General features: G+C 76.8%; 17 protein-coding genes. 7 read left to right on the top strand and 10 right to left on the bottom strand.

Going from position 1 to position 23,214, the window contains the following annotated elements; all coding sequences use genetic code 11:
* Positions 1-50 precede the first annotated feature (50 nt).
* The 5 genes from AVW11_RS30735 to AVW11_RS30715 all read right to left on the bottom strand — a co-directional run bounded on the left by AVW11_RS30735 (position 51) and on the right by AVW11_RS30715 (position 6,021).
* On the bottom strand, positions 51-1,241 hold the full coding sequence (locus AVW11_RS30735; RefSeq protein ID WP_060178350.1) for a S8 family peptidase: 1,191 nt from the start codon (positions 1,239-1,241) through the stop codon (positions 51-53).
* 314 nt (positions 1,242-1,555) lie between these two features.
* On the bottom strand, positions 1,556-2,362 hold the full coding sequence (locus tag AVW11_RS30730) for a hypothetical protein (RefSeq protein WP_076046653.1): 807 nt from the start codon (positions 2,360-2,362) through the stop codon (positions 1,556-1,558).
* On the bottom strand, positions 2,362-3,645 hold the full coding sequence (locus AVW11_RS30725) for a VWA domain-containing protein (protein ID WP_076046652.1): 1,284 nt from the start codon (positions 3,643-3,645) through the stop codon (positions 2,362-2,364). The genes AVW11_RS30730 and AVW11_RS30725 overlap by 1 nt, the downstream gene beginning before the upstream one ends.
* 130 nt (positions 3,646-3,775) lie before the next feature.
* Positions 3,776-5,422: an FAD-dependent monooxygenase gene (locus AVW11_RS30720; protein ID WP_076046651.1), complete on the bottom strand. Its 1,647-nt coding sequence runs from the start codon at positions 5,420-5,422 to the stop codon at positions 3,776-3,778.
* A gap of 188 nt (positions 5,423-5,610) precedes the next feature.
* On the bottom strand, positions 5,611-6,021 hold the full coding sequence (locus AVW11_RS30715) for an organic hydroperoxide resistance protein (RefSeq protein WP_030842974.1): 411 nt from the start codon (positions 6,019-6,021) through the stop codon (positions 5,611-5,613).
* Positions 6,022-6,149: 128 nt separating this feature from the next.
* Here AVW11_RS30715 and AVW11_RS30710 point away from each other — a divergent pair, with 128 nt between their 5' ends.
* Together AVW11_RS30710 and AVW11_RS30705 are read left to right on the top strand one after the other, a co-directional pair.
* The gene (locus AVW11_RS30710) at positions 6,150-6,656 is read left to right on the top strand and encodes a MarR family winged helix-turn-helix transcriptional regulator (RefSeq protein WP_076046650.1); all 507 of its coding nucleotides are present in this window, start codon (positions 6,150-6,152) and stop codon (positions 6,654-6,656) included.
* A 52-nt stretch (positions 6,657-6,708) separates the two neighbouring features.
* Positions 6,709-7,743, top strand: coding sequence for a PHP domain-containing protein (locus tag AVW11_RS30705; RefSeq protein ID WP_076046649.1), 1,035 nt, complete (start codon positions 6,709-6,711; stop codon positions 7,741-7,743).
* A gap of 861 nt (positions 7,744-8,604) precedes the next feature.
* On the opposite strand, the gene AVW11_RS30700 is transcribed toward AVW11_RS30705, so the two are convergent.
* Positions 8,605-9,564 (bottom strand): UbiA family prenyltransferase, encoded by a 960-nt coding sequence (locus tag AVW11_RS30700; RefSeq protein WP_240528313.1) that lies wholly within the window; start codon positions 9,562-9,564, stop codon positions 8,605-8,607.
* Between the two features lie 76 nt (positions 9,565-9,640).
* Here AVW11_RS30700 and AVW11_RS30695 point away from each other — a divergent pair, with 76 nt between their 5' ends.
* From AVW11_RS30695 to AVW11_RS30685, 3 genes are read left to right on the top strand one after another with little or no spacing between them, the layout of a single operon-like run.
* Positions 9,641-10,699 (top strand): type III polyketide synthase, encoded by a 1,059-nt coding sequence (locus AVW11_RS30695; RefSeq protein ID WP_076046648.1) that lies wholly within the window; start codon positions 9,641-9,643, stop codon positions 10,697-10,699.
* A gap of 14 nt (positions 10,700-10,713) precedes the next feature.
* Positions 10,714-11,295 carry an isoprenylcysteine carboxyl methyltransferase family protein gene (locus AVW11_RS30690; RefSeq protein ID WP_076046655.1) on the top strand — a complete coding sequence of 194 codons (582 nt, stop codon included), beginning with the start codon at positions 10,714-10,716 and terminating at the stop codon, positions 11,293-11,295.
* The gene (locus tag AVW11_RS30685) at positions 11,292-12,317 is read left to right on the top strand and encodes an NAD(P)/FAD-dependent oxidoreductase (RefSeq protein WP_076046647.1); all 1,026 of its coding nucleotides are present in this window, start codon (positions 11,292-11,294) and stop codon (positions 12,315-12,317) included. The genes AVW11_RS30690 and AVW11_RS30685 overlap by 4 nt, the downstream gene beginning before the upstream one ends.
* Before the next feature lie 70 nt (positions 12,318-12,387).
* On the opposite strand, the gene AVW11_RS30680 is transcribed toward AVW11_RS30685, so the two are convergent.
* Positions 12,388-13,428: a hypothetical protein gene (locus tag AVW11_RS30680; protein WP_076046646.1), complete on the bottom strand. Its 1,041-nt coding sequence runs from the start codon at positions 13,426-13,428 to the stop codon at positions 12,388-12,390.
* Positions 13,429-13,600: 172 nt separating this feature from the next.
* Here AVW11_RS30680 and AVW11_RS30675 point away from each other — a divergent pair, with 172 nt between their 5' ends.
* On the top strand, positions 13,601-15,208 hold the full coding sequence (locus tag AVW11_RS30675) for a carboxylesterase/lipase family protein (RefSeq protein ID WP_079250863.1): 1,608 nt from the start codon (positions 13,601-13,603) through the stop codon (positions 15,206-15,208).
* A gap of 148 nt (positions 15,209-15,356) precedes the next feature.
* Complete coding sequence (locus tag AVW11_RS30670; RefSeq protein WP_076046645.1) at positions 15,357-15,836, top strand: HAD domain-containing protein; 480 nt, start codon at positions 15,357-15,359, stop codon at positions 15,834-15,836.
* On the opposite strand, the gene AVW11_RS30665 is transcribed toward AVW11_RS30670, so the two are convergent.
* The 3 genes from AVW11_RS30665 to AVW11_RS30645 are packed head-to-tail and all read right to left on the bottom strand — an operon-like array spanning position 15,802 to position 23,146.
* The gene (locus tag AVW11_RS30665; protein ID WP_076046644.1) at positions 15,802-17,709 is read right to left on the bottom strand and encodes an SWIM zinc finger family protein; all 1,908 of its coding nucleotides are present in this window, start codon (positions 17,707-17,709) and stop codon (positions 15,802-15,804) included. The two genes, AVW11_RS30670 and AVW11_RS30665, sit on opposite strands and share 35 nt — an antisense overlap.
* Positions 17,706-21,992, bottom strand: a complete 4,287-nt coding sequence (locus AVW11_RS30660) for a DUF5682 family protein (RefSeq protein ID WP_107423357.1) — start codon at positions 21,990-21,992, stop codon at positions 17,706-17,708. The genes AVW11_RS30665 and AVW11_RS30660 overlap by 4 nt, the downstream gene beginning before the upstream one ends.
* The gene (locus tag AVW11_RS30645; protein ID WP_030843007.1) at positions 21,989-23,146 is read right to left on the bottom strand and encodes an ATP-binding protein; all 1,158 of its coding nucleotides are present in this window, start codon (positions 23,144-23,146) and stop codon (positions 21,989-21,991) included. Before AVW11_RS30645 ends, AVW11_RS30660 begins: the two co-directional genes overlap by 4 nt.
* Between the last annotated feature and the right edge of the window lie 68 nt (positions 23,147-23,214).

Here is a 23,214-nt window from a genome sequence, read left to right as displayed (position 1 = left end):
CCGGCGGCCGGGCCGCTGAGGACGATCGGGGGACGGGTGGCCGCGGCCCGTCAGATGCCGTCGGTGAACAGCAGCCGGTTGGGGGTGTCGGCGCCGGTCCCGGTCAGGAGGTCCTCGGTGGACGTCTCCAGGAGCCGGCCGGCGACCTCCTCGGGGGTGGCAGCCGGGTGGGCCGCCTTGTAGAGGGCGGCCGTTCCGGTGACGTGCGGGGCGGCCATGGAGGTGCCGTTCAGGGCGACGGTGTCGCCGCCGAGCAGCGCGGAGTCGATCTGCTCGCCGGGGGCGTGGATCTCGACGCACCCGCCCCGGTTGGAGAAGGCGGACTGCTCGTCCCACCGGTTGCTCGCGGCCACCGTCAGCACCCGGTCCGCCGAGGCCGGGGAGACCGTGCAGGCGTCGGCCGCCGAGTTGCCCGCCGCGACGACGGGCAGGGTGCCCGCCTCGGCCACGGCGGTCGCGGCCCGGTTCACGGCGTCGGAGCGGCCGCCGCCCAGCGAGACGTTGAGGACGGCCGGCTGCGTGGCGTTCGCCGCCACCCAGTCGAGTCCGGCGACGACCGCCGAGTACTCGCCCCTGCCGTCGCAGCCGAGGACCCGCACGCTGACCAGGCGTACGGCGCGTGCGACGCCGTAGGTCCGGCCGCCCACGGTGCCCGCGACGTGGGTGCCGTGGCCCTCGCAGTCCTGGCCGCCGGCGCCGTCGCCGACGGCGTCGAAGCCGGGCTCGGCGCGGCCCTCGAACTCGGGGTGGGCGTAGTCGATCCCGGTGTCGAGGATGTAGGCGGTCACCCCGGCGCCGTCACCGCCGGTGGTGAAGTCGCCGTCGAGCGGGAGGGTCCGCTGGTCGATGCGGTCCAGGCCCCAGGTCGGTGCGGGAGCGCGGGCGGCGGAGGGCGCGGCCGGTCCGGCCGGTGTCGGCGGGGCGGAGACCTCCGCGTCCGCCTCCACCGAGCGCACCCCGGGGGTGGCGCGGACGTCGTCCAGTTGCCCCGGGGTCAGCGGCACCGCGAAGCCGTTCATCGCGGACCCGTAGACGAAGGTGGGCTCCAGCCCGAGTCGTTCCGCGAGTCCGTCGGCGTCCACGCCTTCGTCGAGGCTGACGATGTACTTGCCGGGGACGGCGGCGGCCGACGCGAAGAGCGGAGCCGGTACGGGTTCCGGGACGTCCGCGGCCGCGGCGCCGCCGAGTGCGGGGGCCGCCGCGAGCAGGACCGCGGCGGTCAGGCGTACGAGCAGGCGCATGGAGGTACTCCCCGGGAGGTGGTCGGTCGTCAGGAGACGGCCGCGTCCTCGCCGGTGCTCGGTCGCGGCCTCCCTCTCCTTCGGACGGGGCCGGGAAGGGCTTGAGGGGCACGTCCTCACATGGCCCAGCGCCCCGGAGCCGGCGCCCCCGGAGCCGGCCGCGGGCAGGGCGGTCACAGCAGTGTGCCGTGACCGCCCTCCACGACCGCCGTCCACGGCCACCGCCGTCCACGGCCGTCCTCCACGGCAGCCGGCGTGGCCCTCCGCCGTGGCGGCCCGCCAGGTGGCTGCGGGAGACCGGCCGGGACGCCGGGTCAGGCGCCGGGCGGTACCCGGGACGGGCGGCCCGTGCCGCGGGTCAGGGAGTATCCGAAGATGCCCGCGAGGGCCCCGAGCACTCCGCCGGCCGCCGTCCACAGCCAGCGGTCCGACCACCAGCCGCCGGACCAGCCGTCCTCCGGCTCGCGCAGGGAGCCGGTCACCGTGCCGGCGACCAGCGGGGTGGCGAGGGCACCGTCGACCGCGAAGGCGCCCCCCTCGTCGTGCAGGTCGGCCTCGACGGCCGCGCGCACCGGCAGGCCCAGGTCCTCCTCCGGCAGGTCCACGACCGTCAGGCGGACGTAGTAGCTGCCCGGCAGCGGGTCGTTGGCCCAGGGCTCCGCGCCGGCGCGGACCGTGCGCAGGGTGCAGGACAGTGCGACCGAGGCGGCCTCCTTGCCCGCCGCCCTGCTCTGCGTGCCGTACGTGCAGGCCTGCCGGCGGCGCAGGCCGTCGTACACGTCGAGCTGCCAGGTGGAGGCGCCGTGCCGGGCGGTGGCGTCGGGCAGGGTCACGGTGGCCTTCACGGTGACGCGCTGCTGCGCGTCGACCGGGAGGACCCAGTACAGGTAGTCGCCGCTGGAGGCGCCGGCCGTGGCCTTCTGGCCGGGCCGGAACGGCGTGGCGGTGCGGAAGCTGGTGCCCGCCTCGGTCGGGGCGGCTTCGGGGCCGGTCCCGTCCTTGCCGGCGGTGGCGCTCGGCGACGGTGTGTCCGCGAAGGCCGTACCCGCGGCCGTACCGGCCACCGCGAGGGCGGCGGCCGCCGCGAGCAGGCCCGCGGTCAGTCTGCGTACGGTACGCATCAGTTGGTCCTCCAGACGGAGATGCGCCAGCGTGAGATCCATCCCCACACCAGTCCGGCCAGCAGTCCGGCCAGCGCCAGCACGGCCAGCGTCCACCAGCCGCGCCCGAGGCCGAAGGCGGCGGCGTCGGAGGCGTCGCCGGGGCCGTCCACGAGGTCGATGGTCAGCTCGACGGGCATGCCGGGGGTGGTCTTGACGGACGCGGGAGCGGAGAAGGAGTTGCTGACCTGGAGGCAGACGGTCTCCGCCGCGGGCTTCGCGTCGGAGTCCGAGTCGGCGTCCTCGGTCTCGGCCTTGGGGTAGCGCAGGCCGGTGGAGAGGACATCGGTACGGCCGTCGCCGGCCTCCGAGCCGCGTACGATCTCCCGGCCGTGGACGGTCGTGGCGCGCAGCAGGACGCCGTAGTCGTTGTTGACGGCTCTGTCGGCGCCGATGCTCACCGAGGCGCGCAGTTCCTGGCCGGGCAGGACGTCCACCCGGTACCAGCGGTGCTCGCCGAAGGTCTCGCGGTCGCTGTAGAGGCCGGCCTTGAGCTGCGGGGCGCCCTCGCACTGCTTGGCGCCCTCGGTCGCCACCGGGTTGACGACCGGGTCGGCGGCCCGGTCGACGAGTTGGCGGACCCTGCCGGAGAGTTCGGCCTTGTGCTGGACGGAGGTGTAGGTGCCGCCGGTGGCTTCGGCGATGCAGGTCAGCTGGGCGCGGGTCTTGGCGTCCGGGACGAGGCCGAGGGTGTCGATGACCAGGTGGATGCCCTTGGCCGCGATGTCGCGGGCCACTTCGCACGGGTCGAGCGGGGCGCAGGTGTCCTCGCCGTCCGTGATGAGCACGATCCGCTTGGTGGCGTTGCCCCCTTCCAGGTCCTGGGCCGCGCCGAGCAGGGCCGGTCCGATGGGGGTCCAGCCGGTCGGGGCGAGGGTGGCGACGGCGGTCTTGGCCTCGGTCCGGTCGAGGGGTCCCACCTTGTAGAGCTGCTTGGTGTCCTTGCAGCCGAGCGTCCGGTCGTCACCGGCGTAGTCGGCGCCCAGGGTCCGTATGCCGAGCTGGACTTCGGCGGGTACGGCGTCGATGACCTCGTTGAAAGCCTGCTTCGCGGCGGCCATGCGGGACCCGCCGTCGATGTCGTTGGCCCGCATGGAGCCGCTGACGTCCAGGACGAGGTCGACCTTGGGGGGTTCCTTCGCCGCCGGTCCGTCGGCGGCTGTGGCGCTCGCCGGGAAGAGCCCGACGGCCAGTACGGCGAACAGGCCGCAGGCCCTGGCCGCGAGCCGTTTTCTTGTGATCATCGCCGGATCGTATTGAGGATCGTCCGGCAATCCAAAACACGGGGTGGTGCGGAGCGGTGGATATCCGGATGGGCGGGACGCAGACCGCGTCACGGGCTCCCCGGATGAGCACCCGCACGGCCCTGACCGGTCAGGTGCGGGCGTCCGCGGGCTGGGCGAAGACGGTCGCGAGGTGGGCCGCCAGCCGCTCGTGGTCCGGCGGGGCGAGCCGGGCGCCGAGGTATCCGTCCGGACGGACGAGGAAGGCGGTCGGCGGCCCGGCGGCGTAGTTGCGGGCGAACTCGCCGCCGGTGTCGTGGTAGGCGGGCAGTACGCCCGGCCCCGCGGGTTCGTCGGGCGGGGTGTCGGCCGGCAGGACGACACACGTCTCGACGCGTCCGCCGGAGGAGTCCCGCGCCGTCCGGGCGAGTTCGTCGAGGCCGGTCCCGTACAGCAGCAGGACGTGTCCGCGTTCGCGCAGCAGGTCGGCGAGGCGCAGCGGGACGGCGGCGATCGGCGAGGTGAGGCCGCCGCAGTCCGGGGCCCGGTCGCCCGGGCGGGGTCCGGGGCCTTCTCCGGGCGGGTCGACGACGGGGCTTCCGCGGTAGCCGACGAGCAGTTGGGCCTCCCGCAGGATCAGGGTGTCGGCGTCCTCGGGGTCGGACTGCACCCCTTGGGCGGAGGCGTGGCGCACCGTGCGGCCGACGACGTCCTCGCCGACGGGCCGGCGTTCGGCGTCGTAGCTGGGCAGGAGACCGGGGCGGGCGGCGCCGTCGACCGCCAGGGCGAGCTTCCACGCCAGGTTCCAGGCGTCCTGGATACCGGTGTTCATGCCCTGGGCGCCGGTCGGCGGGTGGATGTGCGCGGCGTCGCCGGCGATGAAGACCCTGCCCTGTCCGTACCGGTCCACGATGCGGTGGCTGATGCGGAAGACCGACGACCACCGCATGTTCGAGGCGGTGGCGGGGGTCGGGGAGAGCCGGTCCAGGACGGTCTGGATGTCGGCCAGTTGCGGGGTCCGGCCGCCCTGGAGGCCGTGGGCGACCCCGTCGGCCGCGGCCGCGGCCTGCTCCGCGGTGGACAGTTCGGGCGGCACCCTCATGGACATGCGGTAGCGGCCGCGGCCCGGCAGCGGGATGCACACGAGCACGTCGTCCACGCCGCCGGCGGCGTCCAGGTGCATGGCGCGCAGGGAGTATCCGTAGGGCAGGTCCCAGTCGGCCTCGACGTCGGCGAGCATGTACTCCTCGGGGAAGGCGGCGCCCTCGAAGGAGAGCCCGAGTCCCTTGCGGACGGTGCTGTGGGCGCCGTCGCAGCCCACCAGGTAGCGGGTGCGCAGTTCCTCCTCGGCGCCGGAGGGGGTGCGCAGGCGGCTGGTGACGCCGTCGGCGTCCTGGCCGAACGACACCAGTTCGGTGCCGCGTTCGACGGCGGTGTCCCAGCGGGCCAGGTGCTCGTCGAGGATGCGCTCGGTCTCGTACTGGGGCAGTGCCGCGAAGCGGTAGGGCACTTCGGGCGGCAGGGCGAGGTCGACGCGGGGCTGCTCGGCGCCGTTGACGTACGTCAACTGGCCGCGCAGGGGGACGGCCGCGTCCAGGACGGCGCGGACCATCCCCATGCGGTCCCAGATCTCAAGGGTGCGCGGCTGGATCCCCACGGCCTTCGCGTACGGCAGGCGGGCGGGGAGCCGGTCGACGATCCGGCAGGCGACGCCGCGCCGCCGGAGCTCGGTGGCGGCGGTCAGCCCGATGGGGCCGGCGCCGACGACCAGTACGTCCGTCGTGCTGCTGTGCGCCACTGGCGTCTCCCGGCGTGCGGCCCCCGTCGGAGTCGGTCTGACTCCATGGTGGCCGCCCGCCGGGCGTCCGGCATCTCCGCCCGGATCTCCCGGGGATCTGCCGAATGTGCCGGATCTGCCGGCTCTCTCGGATGTCTCGGATCTGCCGGATCTGCCGGTTCTCCCGGATCCGCGCCGGCCGGTCCTCGTTACTCGATGACGAGGTCGACCTCGATGTTGCCGCGGGTGGCGCGGGAGTACGGGCAGACCTCGTGGGCCTGCTTCACCAGCAGGGCGCCCGTCTCGCCGGCCAGGGATTCCGGCAGCTCGACGCGCAGGGTGACGCCGAGACCGAAGCCGGCGCCGTCCTTGCCGATGGAGACCTCCGCGGTGACCGAGACGTCGCTGGTGTCCGCCTTGGCCTGGCGGCCGACGAGGCCGAGCGCGCTGGCGAAGCACGCGGCGTAGCCGGCGGCGAAGAGCTGCTCGGGGTTGGTGCCCTGCCCGTTGCCGCCGAGCGCCGGGGGCATGGCCAGGGCGAGGTCGAGCTGACCGTCGGAGCTGACGGTGCGGCCCTCGCGGCCGTTGGCGGTGGCGACAGCGGTGTAGAGCGCGTCCATGAGAGTTCCTCTCGCAGAAGTGAACCGTGGCGGCGGCCGGTGGTCGACCGCGCTCCACCAGTAGAGCACGCAATTCAGTTGCGCACAATTCAATGCCCTCCAAGTCATGGCCCGGTACACTGGCCGACATGACCGAGCAGCCGACCGCGACCCACTCCGACCAGGACTTCCTGCGCCTCGACGGGCAGATCTGCTTCGCGCTGAACGCGGCGAGCCGCGCCTTCGGCGGCCTCTACCGGGTCGTCCTCAAGGACCTCGGGCTCACGTACCCGCAGTACCTGGTCATGCTGGTGCTGTGGGAGCACGGCGAGATGCCGGTCAAGGAGATCGGCCGGCACCTGCGGCTGGACTCGGGCACCCTGTCCCCCCTGCTCAAGCGGCTGGAGGCGGCCGGACTGGTCCGCCGCGAGCGCAGCACCGAGGACGAGCGCTCCGTACGCGCCCACCTGACCGAGGAGGGCGCGGCGCTGCGCGCCCGCGCGGTCGAGGTGCCCCGGCGGATCGCCGCGGCCACCGGCTTCGAGCTGGCCGAGGTGGTCGACCTCCAGGACCGCCTGAGCCGGCTCACAGCCGCGCTGGACGCCGCCGTGCCCCTCGAGGAGGCACGCGAGGCGCGCGAGGCGCGGGAGGCGTAGCCGCCGTCCGCGACGGACACTGGGGCCACCCCTTGACGGCAGGAGGTGGCCGATGGATCCGGCTGCGGCGCTGGACCGCATCGCGTTCCTGCTGGAGCGCGCCCAGGCGCCCACCTACCGCGTGCGGGCCTTCCGCACCGCGTCCGCGGTCGTCGTGCGCATCGGCGCGCAGGAGGTGGCGGCGCGGGCCGCCGCCGGTTCCCTGGAGGCCGTCAAGGGCCTCGGCCCCAAGACGGCCGCGGTCGTACGGGAGGCACTCGCCGGCGGCGTGCCGGCGTATCTGCAGGCCCTGGAGGACGAGGCCGCCGCACTCCCGGAGGGTCCCCCGGCCTCACCTGCGGCCGTCTCGCTGCGGGCGGCACTGCGCGGGGACTGCCACGTGCACTCGGACTGGTCGGACGGTGGCAGCCCGATCGAGGCGATGGGCCGGGCGGCCGCCGGTCTGGGCCACGAGTGGGCCGTGCTGACCGACCACTCACCGCGGCTGACCGTCGCGCGGGGCCTCTCCCCGGACCGGCTGCGCGAGCAGCTGGAGGTGGTGGCGGGCCTCAACGCCACCTGGGCGCCCTTCCGGCTGCTCACCGGGATCGAGTGCGACATCCTGGACGACGGGTCGCTGGACCAGGAGCCGGAGCTGCTGGACCAGCTGGACCTCGTCGTCGGCTCGGTGCACTCGAAACTGCGGATGGACGCGCCCGCGATGACCCGGCGGATGCTGGCGGCCGTGCAGAATCCGCTGATGGACGTCCTGGGCCACTGCACGGGGCGGCTGGTCACCGGCCGGACCCGGCCGGAGTCGCGGTTCGACGCCGAAGCGGTGTTCGCGGCCTGCGCGGAGACGGGCACGGCCGTGGAGATCAACAGCAGGCCCGAACGGCTGGACCCGCCGCGGCGGCTGCTGCGGCTCGCCGTGGCGGCCGGGACCTTCTTCGCGATCGACACCGACGCGCACGCGCCGGGCCAGCTCGACTGGCAGGCCCTCGGCTGCGAACGGGCCGTGGAGTGCGGAGTGCCGACGGAGCGCGTCATCAACACCTGGCCGGCCGCGGACCTCCTCACCTGGACCCGCACCCGGCGCGCTCCCTGACGCACTCCTGGTCCGCCGGCGGCGCGGCGGGCCCGGGGACCCGGGTCCCGGGACCCGCGAGGGCGCCGAGGCGTACGTCCGACACGGTCGCAAGCAGCGGGAACCGGCCGGGCCGCTCCGCGCCTCGGCATCCGGGCCGGCGCGGACGGGACGCCTGCGGGCGAGGCCGACCTGCGCCGCGCCGGGACCCGGCCCCCGGGGCGGGGGCGCGGCCGCCGCGGTACGCCGCCGACCGGGGTGGACCGGGAGGGTCCCGCATCGGCGGCGGTCACCCGCCGGCGGGGTTTCGCGCTCAGCGGGAGGCCCAGCGCGCCGCACCCCGGTAGCGCCCACCCCGTCAGCGCCCACCCCTGGTTAGCGCCCACCCGGTGGGCCCACGCCGGCAGCCCCCACCCGGTGGGCCCACGCCGGCAGCTCCACCCGGTGGGGTCCAGGTCCGGTGGGCCCACCCCGGCAGCTTCACCCCGGTAGGGTCCGCCCAGGTGGGCCTACGCCGGCCAACTCCCACCCGGTGGGCTTACCCCGGTGGAGCCCCAGCCCGGTGGAGCCCAGGCCGGTGGGCCCACCCCGGCAGCTCCACCCCGGTAGGACCACTCCGGCAGCTCCCACCCCGGTGGGCCTACGCCGGCCAACTCCCACCCGGTGTGCTTACCACGGTGGGGTCCAGGTCCGGTGGGCCCACCCCGGAGAGCCCCATCCCGGCAGCTTCACCCACCGGTGGGCCCACCCCGGTGGGGTCCAGCCCGGTGGGACCCACCCCGGTGGGGTCCAGCCCGGTGGGGTCCACCCCGGTGGGACCCACCCCGGTGGGACCCACCCAAGTGGGGCCGCCCTCAGGGGCGGAGCCCGGTGGGGCCGCCCTCAGGGGCGGAGCCGGGCGGCCAGCAGGATCACGTCCGCTCCCGCCACCGCCATCACCGTCAGGAACGGCAGCCTCCGCGCAGGCCGGCGGAACGCGAGGAGCAGCGCCGCCGCCGTCGCGCCCAGCAGCGCCCAGCCGTACGCGGTCACCCGCCCCGGCGGTCCCCAGACCAGGGCCGCGGTCGAGCCCAGGACCAGCAGGCCGGCCAGTGCGGCCGAGCGTCCGGCGCCGAGCCGCTGCGGCAGGCCGACCACCCCGGTGGCGAGGTCGTCGTCGATGTCGGGCAGGACGTTGGCGAAGTGGGCGCCCGCCCCGAGCAGGGCCGCGGCCGCCATCAGCCAAGGCGGCGGCCAGGGCGCGCCGGGCAGCCCGAGGGTGACGAAGGCCGGCAGCAGGCCGAAGGCGAGGGCGTACGGGGCCCAGGAGAGGACCGTGCGCTTCAGCCGGAGGTTGTACCCCCAGGCGGCCGCCACGCAGGCCAGGTGCACGGCGCCGGCGAGCGGACCGGCCGCAAGCGACAGCGGCACGCAGAGCAGGAGCGCCGTGCCTGCCGCCCGGGCCACGGCGGCGGCCGACACCCTGCCGGCGACCAGGGGCTTGTCCCGCCGGCCCGTGGCCAGGTCGCGCCGCAGGTCGGCCCGGTCGTTGCACCAGCCCACCGACAGCTGGCCGGCGGCCACCGCCCCCGCGACGAGGGCCGCTCCCGCCGGGCCGTGCCCCGCCGCGACCGCCAGGACCGCGGCGAAGAGCGTCACGGCGGCCGCGGGCAGCGGATGGCACGCGGCCGCCAGGCCGCCCAGGGCACGCCCGGCCCGGCCGGCACATCCGACACGGGCGACACGGGCAACGTAGGCACCGCGGCCGGCGCGGACGCCACGGGCGGCGCGGGCGACACGGGCGGCAGTGCCGCCCCGGGCGCTGCGGGCACTCTCGGCGGTCTGCGGGGTTCGCACGGGCACGGCGACACGCTATGCGGCGCCGCGCCCGAATCGGGTGATTCATAACGAAGTGTCAGTTGTTTTCTATGGTGACTCAATGACACGTGTTCTGGCAGTGCGCAGCGTGTTCCCGCCCCATCGCCATCCCCAGGCCGAGATCACGGAGGCGCTCGCCCGTTTCCTGCCGCCCGGCTCCGACACCGCCCTGCTGCGCCGGGTCCACGCCTCGGTGCGCGTGGAGAGCCGTCATCTCGCGCTCCCGCTGGAACGCTACGGACCCGGGAACGACTTCGGCACGACGAACGCCCTCTTCGTGGAGACGGCTCTGGATCTCGGAGCCCGGGTGCTCGCACTCGCCGTCGCCGACGCCGGCCTGACGGCCCCCGAGGTCGACGTGGTCATGTCGACGACCGTGACCGGGCTCGCGACCCCTTCGCTGGAGGCCCGCCTCGCCTCCGGCGCCGGGCTGCGTCCCGACGTACGGCGGCTTCCGCTCTTCGGCCTCGGCTGCGCCGCCGGGGCCGCCGGGGTCGGCCATCTCCACGACCTCCTCGCGGGCCGGCCGGACCATGCCGCCCTGCTGCTGTCCACCGAGCTCTGCTCGCTCACCCTCCAGGCCACCGACTCCTCGATGGCGAACCTGGTGGCCGGCGCCCTCTTCGGCGACGGTGCGGGCGCCCTGGTCGCGGTGGGCCGCGACCATCCGCTGTACGCGACGGGCACCGGCCCCGAGATCGTCGCCGCCCGCAGCCGTCTCTATCCGGGCACCGAGCACCTCCTCGGCTGGGACATCGGCCACTGGGGCATGCGCATGGTGCTCGGCCGCGAACTCCCGGACCTGGCCCGGCTGCACGTGGCCGAGGAGGTGGAGAGCTTCCTCGCCGCCCACGACCTCAAACCCGCGGACGTCGACGCCTGGATCTGCCATCCCGGCGGCCCGAAGATCCTCGACGCGCTCTCGGACGCGCTGGCACTGCCGGAGTCCGCCTTCGCGGCGAGCCGGGGCTCGCTGGCAGCCGTGGGCAACCTCTCCTCCGCCTCGGTCCTGCACATCCTGGAAGGCGTCCGCCGCGCCGGACCGCGGCCCGGCTCCTTCGGGCTGATGCTCGGCTTCGGCCCCGGCTTCGCCTCCGAACTCGTCCTCCTGCGCTGGTGAACTCGGTGAACCCCATGAACTCCCTGACCTCCACCACCTCCTTGAGCCTGTACCTGCTGCTCATCTGCCTCGTCGCCGCCGAACGGCTCGCCGAGCTGGCCACCGCCCGCCGCAACACCTCCTGGAGCCTGGCGCGCGGCGGCCGCGAGTACGGTCGCGGCCACTACCCGGCCATGGTCGCCCTGCACACCGCGCTGCTGGTGGGCTGCGTGGTCGAACCCTGGCTGGCCGGACGCCCGTTCGTCCCCCTCCTCGGGTGGCCGGCCCTGGCCGTCGCCGTCGCCGCCCAGGGCCTGCGGTGGTGGTGCGTCGCCTCCCTCGGCCCCCGCTGGAACACCCGGGTGCTCGTCGTGCCCGGACTGCCACTGGTGGAGCGCGGCCCCTACCGGCTGTTGCGCCACCCCAACTACGTGGCGGTGGTCGCGGAAGGGGTCGCGCTGCCGCTGGTGCACTCCGCCTGGGTGACCGCCCTCGGTTTCACCGTGCTCAATCTGGTGCTGCTGCGCGTACGGATCGGCTGCGAGGACGCCGCCCTGACGGACGGCGGACGGCTGCGGGCGCCCGCCTCCGTCCCGTCGGCGGGAGCACCGTCATGATCGACCTGCTGATCGCCGGCGGCGGTCCGGCCGGGCTGGCGACCGCCATCCACGGCGCCCTCGCAGGCATGGAGGTCGTGGTGGCGGAACCGCGGACCACCCCCATCGACAAGGCCTGCGGGGAGGGGCTCATGCCCGCGGCGGTGCGCCGCCTCGACGACCTGGGCGTGTCCGTGGCGGGGCAGCCGTTCCGCGGCATCCGCTACGTCGACGGCGTGAGCGGCCTGCGCGCCGAGGGGCTCTTCCGGTCCGGCCCGGGCCTCGGCGCCCGCCGTACGGACCTCCAGGCCGCGCTCGCCGAACGGGCCGCGCAGCTCGGCGTACGGGTCCTGCCGCAACGCGTGGACCAGGTGCTCCAGGGCGTCGACCACGTCACCGCGGCCGGGCTCACCGCCCGCTGGCTCGTCGCCGCGGACGGCCTGCACTCCCCCGTCCGGCGCGGGCTCGGCCTGTCGGCTCCGGCGACTCCCCGCCGTCCGGCCCGCTACGGTCTGCGCCGCCACTTCGCCGTCGAGCCGTGGAGCGACCTCGTCGAGGTGCACTGGTCGGCGCGGTGCGAGGCCTACGTCACCCCGCTGGCGCCCGACCGGGTCGGCGTCGCCGTGCTCACCACCGACCAGGCGCCCTTCGACGAACAGCTCGCCCGCTTCCCGCACCTGGCGGGCCGCCTGACCGGACACGCCGACACGCCGGTGCGCGGCGCCGGCCCGCTGCGCCAGGGGGCACGCGTACGCGTCGCGGGACGGGTGCTGTTCGTGGGTGACGCGGCCGGATACGTGGACGCCCTGACCGGCGAGGGGCTCACCCTGGCCGTGACGGCCGCGGGCGAACTGGTGCGCTGCGTACGGGCGGGACGGCCGCAGGCCTACGAGCAGGCGTGGCGGGACCTGTCGCGGACCTACCGCGCGCTCACCGAGTCGCTGCTCTGGGCCCGGCGGCGGCCGCGCCTCGCCCCCCGGATCGTCCCGCTGGCCGCCCGGCTGCCCCGGGTGTTCACGGGGGCGGTCAACCTCCTCGCCTGAGGAACGCGCGCGCACGCAGCGGCACCCCGCACGGTGCGCGGGGTGCCGCTGCGGCGGTCGCGGCCGCAGGTCAGGTCGAGCTCTCCTGACGGCTCCTCAGGGCCAGGCCGGCGAGGACCGCCCCGGCGGCCGCGCACAGCATGACGGCGGCACCCGCCCAGGCCCGGGAACCGCCCACGGTGCCGGCCAGCGGGTCGAAGGCCAGCGAGCCGCCGACGACGTGCAGGGCCACCACGCCCAGGGCAGTGGCCGCGCCGGCCCGCCACACGGCCGTGGTGTCGCGCACCGCGACCAGCGCGCCCACGCCCAGGCACACCGCGGTGACCAGGAGGGGCAGGAGGTCGAGGGGGCTCGCGGACGCCAGGGCCGTGAGGTCCTGCGGCAGGTGGAGAGCGCCGCTGACCAGCAGGGCGATCGCCACGGGCCAGCGCAGCACGTGCGCCGGCGCGGCGGCACGGGACGGTTCCCCGACGGGGGCGGGCCGCCGGGACCGCGCCTGGTCGGGCCCGTCGTGCGCCGCCGGGCGGGGCCCGTCGCGCAACTCCGTGTACGGGGGCCGGTACGGCTGCTCGTGCGGCTGCTCGTACGGCTCCGGAGGTGCCTGCGCGGCGGGTGCGCCGGCCTCGGCGGGCCGGGGGCGGCGCTGCTGCTCCGGCTCGCCGGACTCGTCCTTGCCGAGGATGGTCACCAGCAGGGCGACGTCCTCGATGGACCGTCCGACGGCGGCGGCGCGCAGCGTGATGTCCGCCTCGCCCACCTCGTGCGGGGCCTCGCCCAGCAGGGTGACCATCCGTTCGACGTCCTGCACCGGCCGGGTCACGGCGGCCGCGCGCAAGGCGTCCTGCCCGGCGTCGGGCAGCCGGCCGTCCTCCTTGAGGAGGCTCACCAGCGCGGTGACCTCCTCCACGGGACGACACGTGGCGGCCGTTTCCAGGAGGGTCCGCATCCGCAGGGTGTTCGGCGCGTCGGAATCGTCCAGGGCATCCGCCGGGGCGGAGGCCGTGGGTGCGTCCGGGGCGGCGGGCACGTCCGGAGCGGCGGGGGCGGTGTTGTCGGGGGTCCCGTGGCGGTCGTCGTGGGGCGTCGCCGCGAGAGTGGTGGGGTCATTCATCGAAAGCTCCGTTCGCCGACGCGCGGGTCTACGCAATCGCGCGCCGGTCATCGTGCGTCATGGTGAGCGCACGCTTTGTTACATTGAGTGCCACTTCCGCCCACTGCGCCATTCGGGGCGGGCAAACGGGGGTCCGGCCGGGGCCCCGAGGGAGGCGAAGGCCGTGCCCGACATGCGAGGGGTCCGACGCCGGTGCGCGCTGCTGCTGCCCGTCGTGCTGCTGCTGTCGGGGGCCGCGGCCGGGCCGGAGGGGCCCGTCGTGGACACCGACCGCGGTCCGGTGCGGGGCCGGACGCACGGGGCGTACAGCACCTTCGAGGGCATCCCCTTCGCCGCTCCCCCGACCGGGCCGCGCCGCTGGCGGCTGCCGGAGCCGGCGCGCCGGTGGGAGGGCGTCCGGGATGCCGGGGCGCCGGGTTCCCGCTGCGTGCAGCTGCCCGTGCTCGGGCCGGGCGGGCCGGTCGGCTCCGAGGACTGCCTGTACCTCAACGTGACCGCCCCGGCGGGCCCGGCCCCCGGGACGCGGCCGCGGCCGCGGCCGGTGATGGTCTGGTTCCACGGCGGTGGCTTCTTCAGCGGCTCGGGCGACGCCTACCGGCCGGACCGGCCGGCCGCCCGGGGCGATACGGTCGTCGTGACGGTCAACTACCGGCTGGGCGTCTTCGGGCTGTTCGGCCATCCGAAGCTCGGCGGCGCCCCCGCCTTCGCCCTCGCGGACCAGCGGGCGGCGCTGCGCTGGGTGCGGGCGAACGCGGTGCGGTTCGGCGGGGACCCCGGCAACGTCACCGTCTTCGGCGAATCGGCGGGCGCTTTGAGCGTCTGCGCCCACCTCACCTCGCCCGCATCGGCGGGCCTGTTCCACCGGGCGATCGTGCAGAGCGGATCGTGCTCGACCACGACGCCGCCGTCGGCGCTGCTGCCGGGCCTCGGTACGTACGAGCCGTTCGTGCCCGCGGGGCGCACGGCCGAGGAGGGCGTCCGCGCCGCTGCCCGGCTCGGCTGCGACCGGCCCTCGGGCGTACTGGACTGCCTGCGCGCGCTGGACGCCCGTACCCTCGCGACCGCCGACCTGATGCAGCGGTTCTCCCTGGTCTCCTACGGGGACGGCGCCCTGCCCACGGAGCCGCGCAGGGCTTTGCAGGCCGGGCGGTTCCACCGGGTGCCGGTACTGCAGGGCACCACCCGGGACGAGATCCGGCTCTTCCTCGCACAGACCCTGGCCGCCCACCCGATCGGCGACGAGAGCGCCTACCGGGCCCGGATGGAGCGGTCCTTCGGCGTCGGGACGGCCCGTGCCGTGGCGGCCGCGTACCCGGTGGCGGCGTACCCGACCCCCGCGATCGCCTGGGCGACGCTGCTGACCGACGCCTCGTTCATCTGCCCGACGCTGCGCGACGGAGCGGCGCTGGGGCGGCACGCGCCGACGTACGGCTACCGGTTCAGCGACCGCGGCGCGCCCAACTTCACCGGGCTGCCGCCGGTGCCGGGGCTGCCGTTCGGAGCGGCCCACGGCTTCGAACTGCCGTACCTGTTCACGATCACCCCGCTGACGGAGCCGCAGCGGCGCCTCGCGGACCGGATGGCCGACTACTGGACCGCCTTCGCGCGGACCGGGGTGCCGGCGGCATCCGGCGCGCCGCAGTGGCCGCGGCTGGGGGCGTCGGCGCGGGTGCTGTCACTGGTACCCGGCGCGGACGGGATCCGGACGGTCGACGCACGGGCCGAACACCACTGCGCGCTCTGGGACGAGCGGTGGCCCGGGGTCACCACGGCTGGGTGATGACCTCGTGGCCGGCGCCAGGCTCGCCCTGCGGCCGATCCACTCGTCCTCGACGAAGGGCGGGTCCGGGCGCTCACCGCCGCGACGGTGGTGCACCCGCACCTGCCACCCGCCACCCCCACCCGCCGGGGAGGGCTAGCGTGAGGTCATGACCAGCTCGACGGGCCTTCCGCTCCTCTACCTCGACGTCGACGGCCCGCTCATCCCGTTCGGGGCGGGACCGTACCCGCCCGGGGACGGGCCCCACCCCCTGCTGGCCCGCATCGACCCCGGGCTCGGGCCGCTGCTGGCGGGACTGCCGTGCGAACTGTGGTGGGCCACGACCTGGATGGCGGAGGCCAACGAGTCCGTCGCACCCCGGCTGGGGCTGCCCGCGCTGCCCGTGGTGGCCTGGCCCGAGCCGTCCGACGAGGACGGGCGGGACGGCGTCCACTGGAAGACGCCCGCCCTGCTCGACCACGCGGCCGGCCGGCCCTTCGTATGGATCGACGACGAGATCACCGGCGCCGACCGGGCCCGGGTGGCCGATCGGCACCCGGGCCCGGCCCTGTTGCACCGGGTCGATCCCGGCCGGGGCCTGACCGCCGGGGACTTCACGGTGCTGCGGACGTGGCTGCGCTCGGTGTAGCCGTCCACGACGCCGCGACCAGCGAGCGTTCCGCCGCCGCCAGGTGCGTGGCCGCTGCCAGCCAGGCCCAGGCGTAGCCGTCGGGCGAGGGGTCGGCGAGCCGGCCGAAGGCGTCGCGCGGGCGCCGGTCCGCCTCGGCCGCCAGGGCGGCGGCCAGATCCGCCGCGCCGGTGAGCCCGGCCCGGCGCAGCGGACCGTACGCGGCCAGGGACGCCGTGCCGCGGGCGGTCTCCGCGACCGCGCGGCGGCCGCCGGCGACCCCGGTCTCGAGGAGCCGGCGCACCCGCCACAGCGGGGAGTCGGCCAGCGGGTCCGGGGCGTCGGACGCCGGTGCGGGCCCGGGCTCGGGGGCCGGGGCGGCGGCGTCCGGCGGCGGGAAGTGCTCGCCCTGGAGGCGCTCGTAGCCGAGGTCGGCCCTGCCCAGCCATTCCGCGGGCAGCCGCAGCGTGTACGGATCGCCGGGCACCGGGCCGACGGCCACCGGGCGGAGGGTGGCGGCGCGGCCGAGTTCGGGGCGGCCCAGGACGCGCAGCCGGAGCCCGGGGTAGGAGGCGATGCGCCGCAGGTTCTCGGTGTGCGGCAGCTCCGGGTGCGGGTGCGCGGGCAGCAGCCTCAACAGCGGTGCGTGCGGCCGCGCCTCGCGGACGAGGAGGTGGTCGCCGGCCGGTCCGACGACCACGACATCGCAGCCGATCAGGGCCGTTTCCGTGTCGGCGGCGTCGGCCGGGGCCGCGAGCAGCGCGGCGACGGCCTCGGCCGCGGGCCGGGCGAACAGCCCGGCCGCTGGCCCGTCGCTCCATGGGGCGCCGGGCAGCGGGGTCGCCTTGACGCCGCGTCCGGCACCGAGCCGGCCCTCCGCGGAGACCGTCGCGCCGACGATGCGCAGGCCGCCCCGGGCGAGCCCGGCGTGGTCGAGGGTGGCGCCGCCGAGGGCGACGGAGGCCCGTCCGGCCCCGCGGGCGCGGGCCAGCCCTCCGGGACGGACGTCCGAGAGGGAGTAGCGGGACCCGTCCGGCGCCAGCAGGTGGGTGACGACCCCGCCGTAGCCGGTGGCCGAGAGGACGGGCTCGCGGCACAGGCCCTGCACCCGCAGGCTGCCGCCCGCCGTGTAGGCACGCCGGGAGGTGCCGGTCAGGGCCGGGTCCGCGGCGCCGGAGGCCAGTGCCCCGGCGGTGTGCAGGAGTTCGCGGAAGGATCCGGTGAGGTCGCCGAGCCGGTGTGCCGTACGGCGTTCGCGGGCCGCACGCAGGCCCCGTACGACCCGTAGGGCGGCTGCTTCGGCGCGGGGAAGTCCGGCGAGCCGGGCGGTGTGCGCGGCGCGCAGCAGCTCGGCCTGGACGACGGCGCCGCCGGCCGTGACGCCGGCCTCGAGGGCTTCGGCCGCGGCGTGCCAGAGCGCGGCCGCGGCGCCGCGCTGGGCCGCGGTGAGGGCCGGAACGGGCTCTGCGGGGTCCGCCCGCTCCTCGGATACGGATACGGACGCGGCGGCGGCTGCGGCGGATCCGCCGGGTTCGGCGGGTTCGGCCGCCGCCGTCGGCCCGGATCCGGCGGTCGTGTCCGGCTCGGGCTCGGGCGGGGCCGCGTCCGCCAGCGGGGCGGCGCCCAGTGCCGCGGCCCGGTGCAGGCAGCGGGGTGCCAGCAGGCAGGTGCAGGTGGCCTGTCCGGCCTCGGTGACCGTCCCCGCGGCGCCGGGCCGCAGGGTGACGAGGGCGTCCTCGCCGAAGCGGAAGGTGACGCTTCCGTCGGCCTCGCGGACGGCGGCGGCCGCGCAGCCGGCGGTGGCGTCGTCCAGCTTCTTGCGCAGCCGTGCGGTGAGGTTCTCGACCGCCTCGGCGAGCACCTCGGGTGCGACGGGCGGCAGTTCGGTGCTCAACGGGACTCTCCACGGAGGCGGTCGCCCACCCAGCGGGCGAGGGCGAGGGGGCTGAGGGCGGCCACGGGCATGCCGGCCGCGACGAGTTGCCGCGCGACCGGGACCGAGTACCGGGGGTTTCCCGTGTCGTCGAGCGCGGCGCAGCCCATCAGGTGGGCGCCGGAGGCGGCCAGCGCGCGGACCTCCCCGAGGAGTCCGCCGATCGGCCCGCCTTCCTCGAAGTCGCTGACCACGACGACGAGGGTGCGGCTGGGGACGGTGATCAGGGAGCGGGCGTGGGCGAGACCGGCGGCGATGTGCGTACCGCCGCCGACGCGCACCTCCAGCAGCAGCGAGAGCGGGTCCTCCACCCGGTCGGTGAGGTCCACGACCTGGGTGGAGAAGGCGAGGAAGTGGGTGGAGAGGGTGGGGACGCCGCCCAGTACGGCCGCGGTCAGGGCCGACCAGATGACGGACGCCTCCATGGAGCCGGACACGTCGACGACGAGGACGAGCCGCCAGTCGGCCTCGCGGCTCGCGCGGGTGCTGAAGACGGGCCGCTCCGGTACGACGACCACCGTGCCGTCGGCCCGCCGGCGGGCCTGCGCGAGGTTGGCGCGCAGGGTGCGGGCGAGGTCGAGCGGGCCGCCCGGGCGTCGGGTGGGGCGGGGTGTGGTGAGGCCGGACAGGGACGGGCGCAGCTTGGTGGCGAGCTCCTTGGAGAGTTCGTCGACCAGCCGCTTCACCAGGGGGCGCAGCCGGGCGAGTTGGGCCTCCGGCAGTCCGCCGGCGAGGGAGAGGACGGAGCTCAGCAGTTCCACGGAGGGCCGCACGGCCGCCGGGTCGAGCTGGGCGAGGACGTCGGTGCGGCCGGCTTCGGCGGCACCGGCCAGCACCTCCTCCCGTACGTCGGCGCCGAACAGCGCTTCGAGCTCCTGCGACCATTCGCGGGCGGTCGGGAAGGAGGCCTCCTGGCCGCCGCCGCGGCCCGGTCCCTGACCGGTGCCGAGGTCGCCGGCTCCTTCGCCGTGTCCCGTGCCGTACAGCTCGTCCAGGGCGTGGGCGTAGCGGCGGGCGCCGGCGGGGAGCCGGTCGCGTTCGCGGCCGAGGAGCAGCCGCCAGCGGTCGGCCGGGGCGAGCCGGCGGTCGTCGGCGGCCGGGGTCGGAAAGGCCGCCGGGCCGGGGACGTCCGGGGCCGGGGCCTGGCCGGGAGCCTGGTCGGGTGCCTGGCCGGGGGCCTGATCCGCGGCCGGTTCCCGCGGCGGGGGCAGCGGGAGGGCCTTGAGTGCGGCGAGCCCGGCGGCGTCGGCGGCGGCCCACAGGGCGAGCAGGGCGGGCGGGGCGTCGAGCGCGAGGTCGATGCGGTCGCCGAGGCGTTCGGTGACGGTGTCCAGGAGCCGGTCGCGGGCGGCCGGCGCGAGGGCGTCGAAGCCGCCGCGCAGGGCGGGGAGACGGTCGAGGAAGTCCTGGTCGGCGAGGTGGTCGACGCGGTCCAGGAGCGGGGTGAGGGCGGCCGGCGAGGCCTGCAGCAACGGACCGGCGGCGGTGAGGAGACCGGCGAGCCGGCGGGACAGGGCGCGCCGGGCGTCGGGGGTGCCGGCGCTGTCGATCCATCCGGCGGCGCGGCCGCCGAGCGCCTCGGCCGGGTCGAGGTCGAGGAGGACCCGTACGGCCAGGGCCGCGCCCTGCATCAGCGGGGACGCGGAGGCGGCCAGGGCGGCGAGCGCGTCGTCCGTGCGCAGGCCCAGGTGGTGGGCGGCGGCACGGTCGGCGAGGGCCACGAGGGCGGCGGCGTCGGCGGGCTCCTCGCTGCCGGCGAGGCCGGGCAGGCAGCGTACGGCGGCTTCGAGGAGGTCGCCGCTGAGCGCGGCGCAGGCGGCGCGGGACGCGGCGGAGGTGCCGGGGAGGTGGCCGCGGTGCAGGGCCTCCAGGAGGTCGAGGGCTTCGAGGAGTTCGGGCAGGGTCGCTGTCCGCGGCAGGGCGGTGGCCGCCTCGTGGAGGCGTACGTCGACCAGTTCGGGCAGGTCGCACCGCGCGGCGGCGGCCAGCCCGGCGAGGATCTGCGCCGGGGTCGGCCCACCGTCGGCGGCGGCGCGCCGGGCGGTTTCGCCGAGGGTCCCGGCCGCAGCCTGGGCGGCGGTCACGCCGCGCACGCCGGTGAGGTCGAGCCGGGCCGGGACGGAGGGCGTCCAGGACAGCCGCCACTTGGTGCCGAGGGCAGTGCCGTCGCCGGTGGCGGCGACGGTGAGGGGCTCGCCGTAGGAGGCTCCGCAGACGAGGAGCCGCTGGAGGAGGACCTCGCGGCGGCCGTCGAGGGCGGAGCGGAGCGGGTCGAGGCGGACCTCGCGGGGCGCGGGGTCCTCGGGGCACGGCAGGCGCAGCTCGGCGAGTTCGGCCTCGACGGAGGGGCCGAGGCCGGAGCGGGGGGCGTGCGGGGTGATCCGGCCGCGGGCGGTGCCGACGAGCACGGCTTCGAGGGCCTGGGCCAGGGCCCGGCCGCGGCCGAGGGGTTCGCCCTGGCCGAGGACGGTGGTGACGGCTTCCAGGAGTTCGCCGCGTCCTGGCGCGGGCAGTTCGCGCAGGGCGGCGAGGTCGCAGGCGAGCCGCAGGGTCTCGGCGGCCTCGCCGGTGCCGGCGGTGTGTCCGGCCCGGCGGAGTTCCCGGCAGAGCCCGGTGACGGCGACGGAGGCGGCCTCCCGGAGCCGCTCGGGGTCGCCGGCGGCTTCGAGGACGGCCTGCTGCCAGAGCGGGTCGCGGATGCCGGCGGGATATCCGGAGCGGGAGTCGAGCAGGTCGAAGGAGTAGGGCACGAAGGAGGTGACGGCGGTGTCCGCCGACCCCGCCGGGGCCGACCCGGCAGCCCCGCCCCGGCGCCGACCCGGCGCGGCCGGGAGCGAGTGACCGGGCGCGGCCCGGCCAGCGGCATCGACGGCCTGGCCGCCGACGTCGGCGTCCGCGTGGCCGTGGCCGAGGTCGCGGCCGTGGCCGTGGCCAGCGCCGGCGTCGGCCGGTGCCTCCGGGTTCGAGCCGGGCGGGCTGCCCGCGCTCCGGGCGGGGCCGGGCTGCGCTGCGGCGCCCTCTCCCGGGAGGGCGCGGCCGGGCTGACCGGTCGTCGGGCCCGCGCCGCGGGTACCACCGCCGGCCGGGCCGTGGTCCGCACCGGCGCCGCCATCCGGGAGGTCGGTTCCGGCCGAAGGCCTGATCCGGGCAGGGTCCGTACGGTCGGCCCGGCCGTCCGCGGACGCGAACGCCGACGGCGTGACGAGGGCGGGGGCGTGGAAGGAGCCGATGACGGCGGCCACGCGGTGGCCGCCCGCTGCGGCGCCTGCGATCACGGCCCGCATGTGGGCCTCGCGGGCGAGGTCCCGGTCCGGGACGGGCCCGTCCTCGCGCAGGGCCCAGCCGACACCGAGTGCTGCCCTGCGTACGGCCTCCGGGGTGCAGCCCGGCGCGAGGACCTCGACGGCGCGGTCCCACAGGTCGTCGCCGTCCCGGCCCGTGCCGGCGGCGGTGAGGGCGTCGGCGAAGCCGCCCGCGCGCCGCGGGCCGGCCCCTGCTGCCGGAGCGGTGTCCTCCCCGGTGGCCGTGGCCGTGGCCGTGCCCGTGGCCCGGACCGGAGCCGTGCGGGAGACGGCGCTCGCCGTGGAAGAGGTGGTTGCGGTCGCCGGGACCGGGCCCGCGGCGGCGTGCCGCACGTCGGCGGTGTCCCGCGGCGGGGCATCTCCGGTGCCCGGGTCCGTCCCCGTGGGCGCGACCCCGGCGGCGCCGGCGGCGCCTTGAGGCGAGGTGCTTCCGGCAGCCGCGGCGGAAGCCGTCGCGGCGGGCGGGGCCTCGGCCGTGTCCCGCGCCGGGGCGGGGTCCGCGTCCACCGCCCGGGGCGAGGCGCCGGGCCGGTCCGTCGGCCGGTCCGTGGCCGGGGACGGGTGCGGGATCTCGGGGCGCGGGGTCCAGCCGGGGTCGGCCAGCGGCAGGTCGCAGCACAGGACGGCCGCGCCGGAACGGCGGGCCCAGCGGATGGCGGCGAGTTCCGGGGAGAAGTCCGCGAACGGGTAGAAGGCCAGGCGGCCGTCCTCGCCGGTGCCCGCGAGGGCGACGGGGGCCACGGTCTCCGGGTCGGCCAGGTGCTCCAGCCACGGCTGGAAGTCCGCGGGGAGCTCGACGCAGACCACGTCGGCGCCGGAGGCGTCCAGCAGGGCCGGCACCACGGCGGCCAGGGCGGGGCTGTGGTGCCGTACCCCGATCAGGTAGGGCTCGCGGGCCGCGGCGAGCGCGTCGACCGCGGCCCGCGGGTCGGTGTGCGTCAACGCAGGCTCCCGCGCAGGTCCCAGAGGCGGCGCCACATTGCCGAGCCGTCCTCGGCGCGGCGCCGGACCGGGCCGTCCCAGTACCCCAGCAGCCTCGCGTGGTCGGCGGGGTCGTCCTTGCGTACGACGCCCAGCAGGTGACCCGGCAGCAGGTCGAGCACGTCCCCGTCCGGCAGGTAGGCGGCGGCGACCCCCAGCGAGGCCGCCACCTGCACGGCTTCGGCGGTGGACATGACCGTCCCCGGGCGTTCCACGTCCCAGCCCTCGGCGGAACGGCCCGAGCGCAGGTCGCGGAAGACGGTGACGAGCGCGTCGAGCACGGCGTCGTCCACTCCGAAGGCGGCGCCGGCCCGCTGGACGGCGGCGACGGCCTGGCGGCGGATCAGGGCGGCTTCGGCGTCCGCGTCGGCGATCGGGCCGACGGTCTCGAAGTTGAAGCGCCGCTTGAGGGCCGCGGACATCTCGGAGACGCCGCGGTCGCGCAGGTTGGCGGTGGCGATGACGGTGAAGCCGGGGGCCGCGGAGACCACCGCGTCCTCGGTGGCGGTCAGTTCGGGCACGCTGACCCGCCGGTCCGACAGGATCGACACCAGCGCGTCCTGGACCTCCGGCAGGCAGCGGGTGATCTCCTCCACGCGGACCACGCGCCCGGTGCGCATGGCGGAGAGCACCGGGGAGTCGACCAGTGCGTCCGGCGTGGGGCCCTGCGCGAGCAGCAGCGCGTAGTTCCAGCCGTAGCGGAAGGCGTCCTCGGTCGTGCCCGCGGTGCCCTGGACGGTGAGGGAGCTGGTGCCGCAGACCGCGGCGGCGAGCAGCTCGGACAGCATCGACTTGGCGGTGCCGGGCTCGCCCGTGAGGAGGAGTCCGCGTTCCCCGGCGAGGGTGACGACGCAGCGCTCCACCAGGGCGCGTTCGCCGACGAACTTGGGGGCGACGGCGAGCTTGGCCGGCAGGCCGGCACGGCGCTTGGGCAGGGCCAGTTCGGTGCCGTCGCTGCCGCAGACGAAGGTGACGACGGCGCGCGGGGTCAGTGCCCAGCCGGGCGGGCGGGGGCCGGTGTCGTGGGCGGCGAGGAAGGCGAGCTCGGCGGCGTGGCGTTCCTCGGCGGGCAGCACCTGCCGGGCGGCGGGGGCGGATGGTGCGGTGGTGGTCATCGGGTTCCTCTGCACGTGTACGTAAGGGGTGGGGGCGGGGCCGGCGCGGCCCACCGTGCCGGGTGGGC

The organism is Streptomyces amritsarensis, assembly GCF_001953875.1.
GTDB classification, from domain to species: domain Bacteria; phylum Actinomycetota; class Actinomycetes; order Streptomycetales; family Streptomycetaceae; genus Streptomyces; species Streptomyces amritsarensis.
Note: the sequence above shows the minus strand (reverse complement) of the source record. Positions and strands in the feature narration are given on the sequence as shown.

Coding starts and splice junctions, on each gene's coding strand:
- AVW11_RS30685 (WP_076046647.1), top strand. CDS start 11,292: ATGATCGACCTGCTGATCGCCGGCGGCGGTCCGGCCGGGCTGGCGACC.
- AVW11_RS30695 (WP_076046648.1), top strand. CDS start 9,641: ATGACACGTGTTCTGGCAGTGCGCAGCGTGTTCCCGCCCCATCGCCAT.
- AVW11_RS30705 (WP_076046649.1), top strand. CDS start 6,709: ATGGATCCGGCTGCGGCGCTGGACCGCATCGCGTTCCTGCTGGAGCGC.
- AVW11_RS30645 (WP_030843007.1), bottom strand. CDS start 23,146: ATGACCACCACCGCACCATCCGCCCCCGCCGCCCGGCAGGTGCTGCCC.
- AVW11_RS30690 (WP_076046655.1), top strand. CDS start 10,714: ATGAACTCCCTGACCTCCACCACCTCCTTGAGCCTGTACCTGCTGCTC.
- AVW11_RS30735 (WP_060178350.1), bottom strand. CDS start 1,241: ATGCGCCTGCTCGTACGCCTGACCGCCGCGGTCCTGCTCGCGGCGGCC.
- AVW11_RS30715 (WP_030842974.1), bottom strand. CDS start 6,021: ATGGACGCGCTCTACACCGCTGTCGCCACCGCCAACGGCCGCGAGGGC.
- AVW11_RS30670 (WP_076046645.1), top strand. CDS start 15,357: ATGACCAGCTCGACGGGCCTTCCGCTCCTCTACCTCGACGTCGACGGC.
- AVW11_RS30710 (WP_076046650.1), top strand. CDS start 6,150: ATGACCGAGCAGCCGACCGCGACCCACTCCGACCAGGACTTCCTGCGC.
- AVW11_RS30730 (WP_076046653.1), bottom strand. CDS start 2,362: ATGCGTACCGTACGCAGACTGACCGCGGGCCTGCTCGCGGCGGCCGCC.
- AVW11_RS30675 (WP_079250863.1), top strand. CDS start 13,601: ATGCGAGGGGTCCGACGCCGGTGCGCGCTGCTGCTGCCCGTCGTGCTG.
- AVW11_RS30680 (WP_076046646.1), bottom strand. CDS start 13,428: ATGAATGACCCCACCACTCTCGCGGCGACGCCCCACGACGACCGCCAC.
- AVW11_RS30725 (WP_076046652.1), bottom strand. CDS start 3,645: ATGATCACAAGAAAACGGCTCGCGGCCAGGGCCTGCGGCCTGTTCGCC.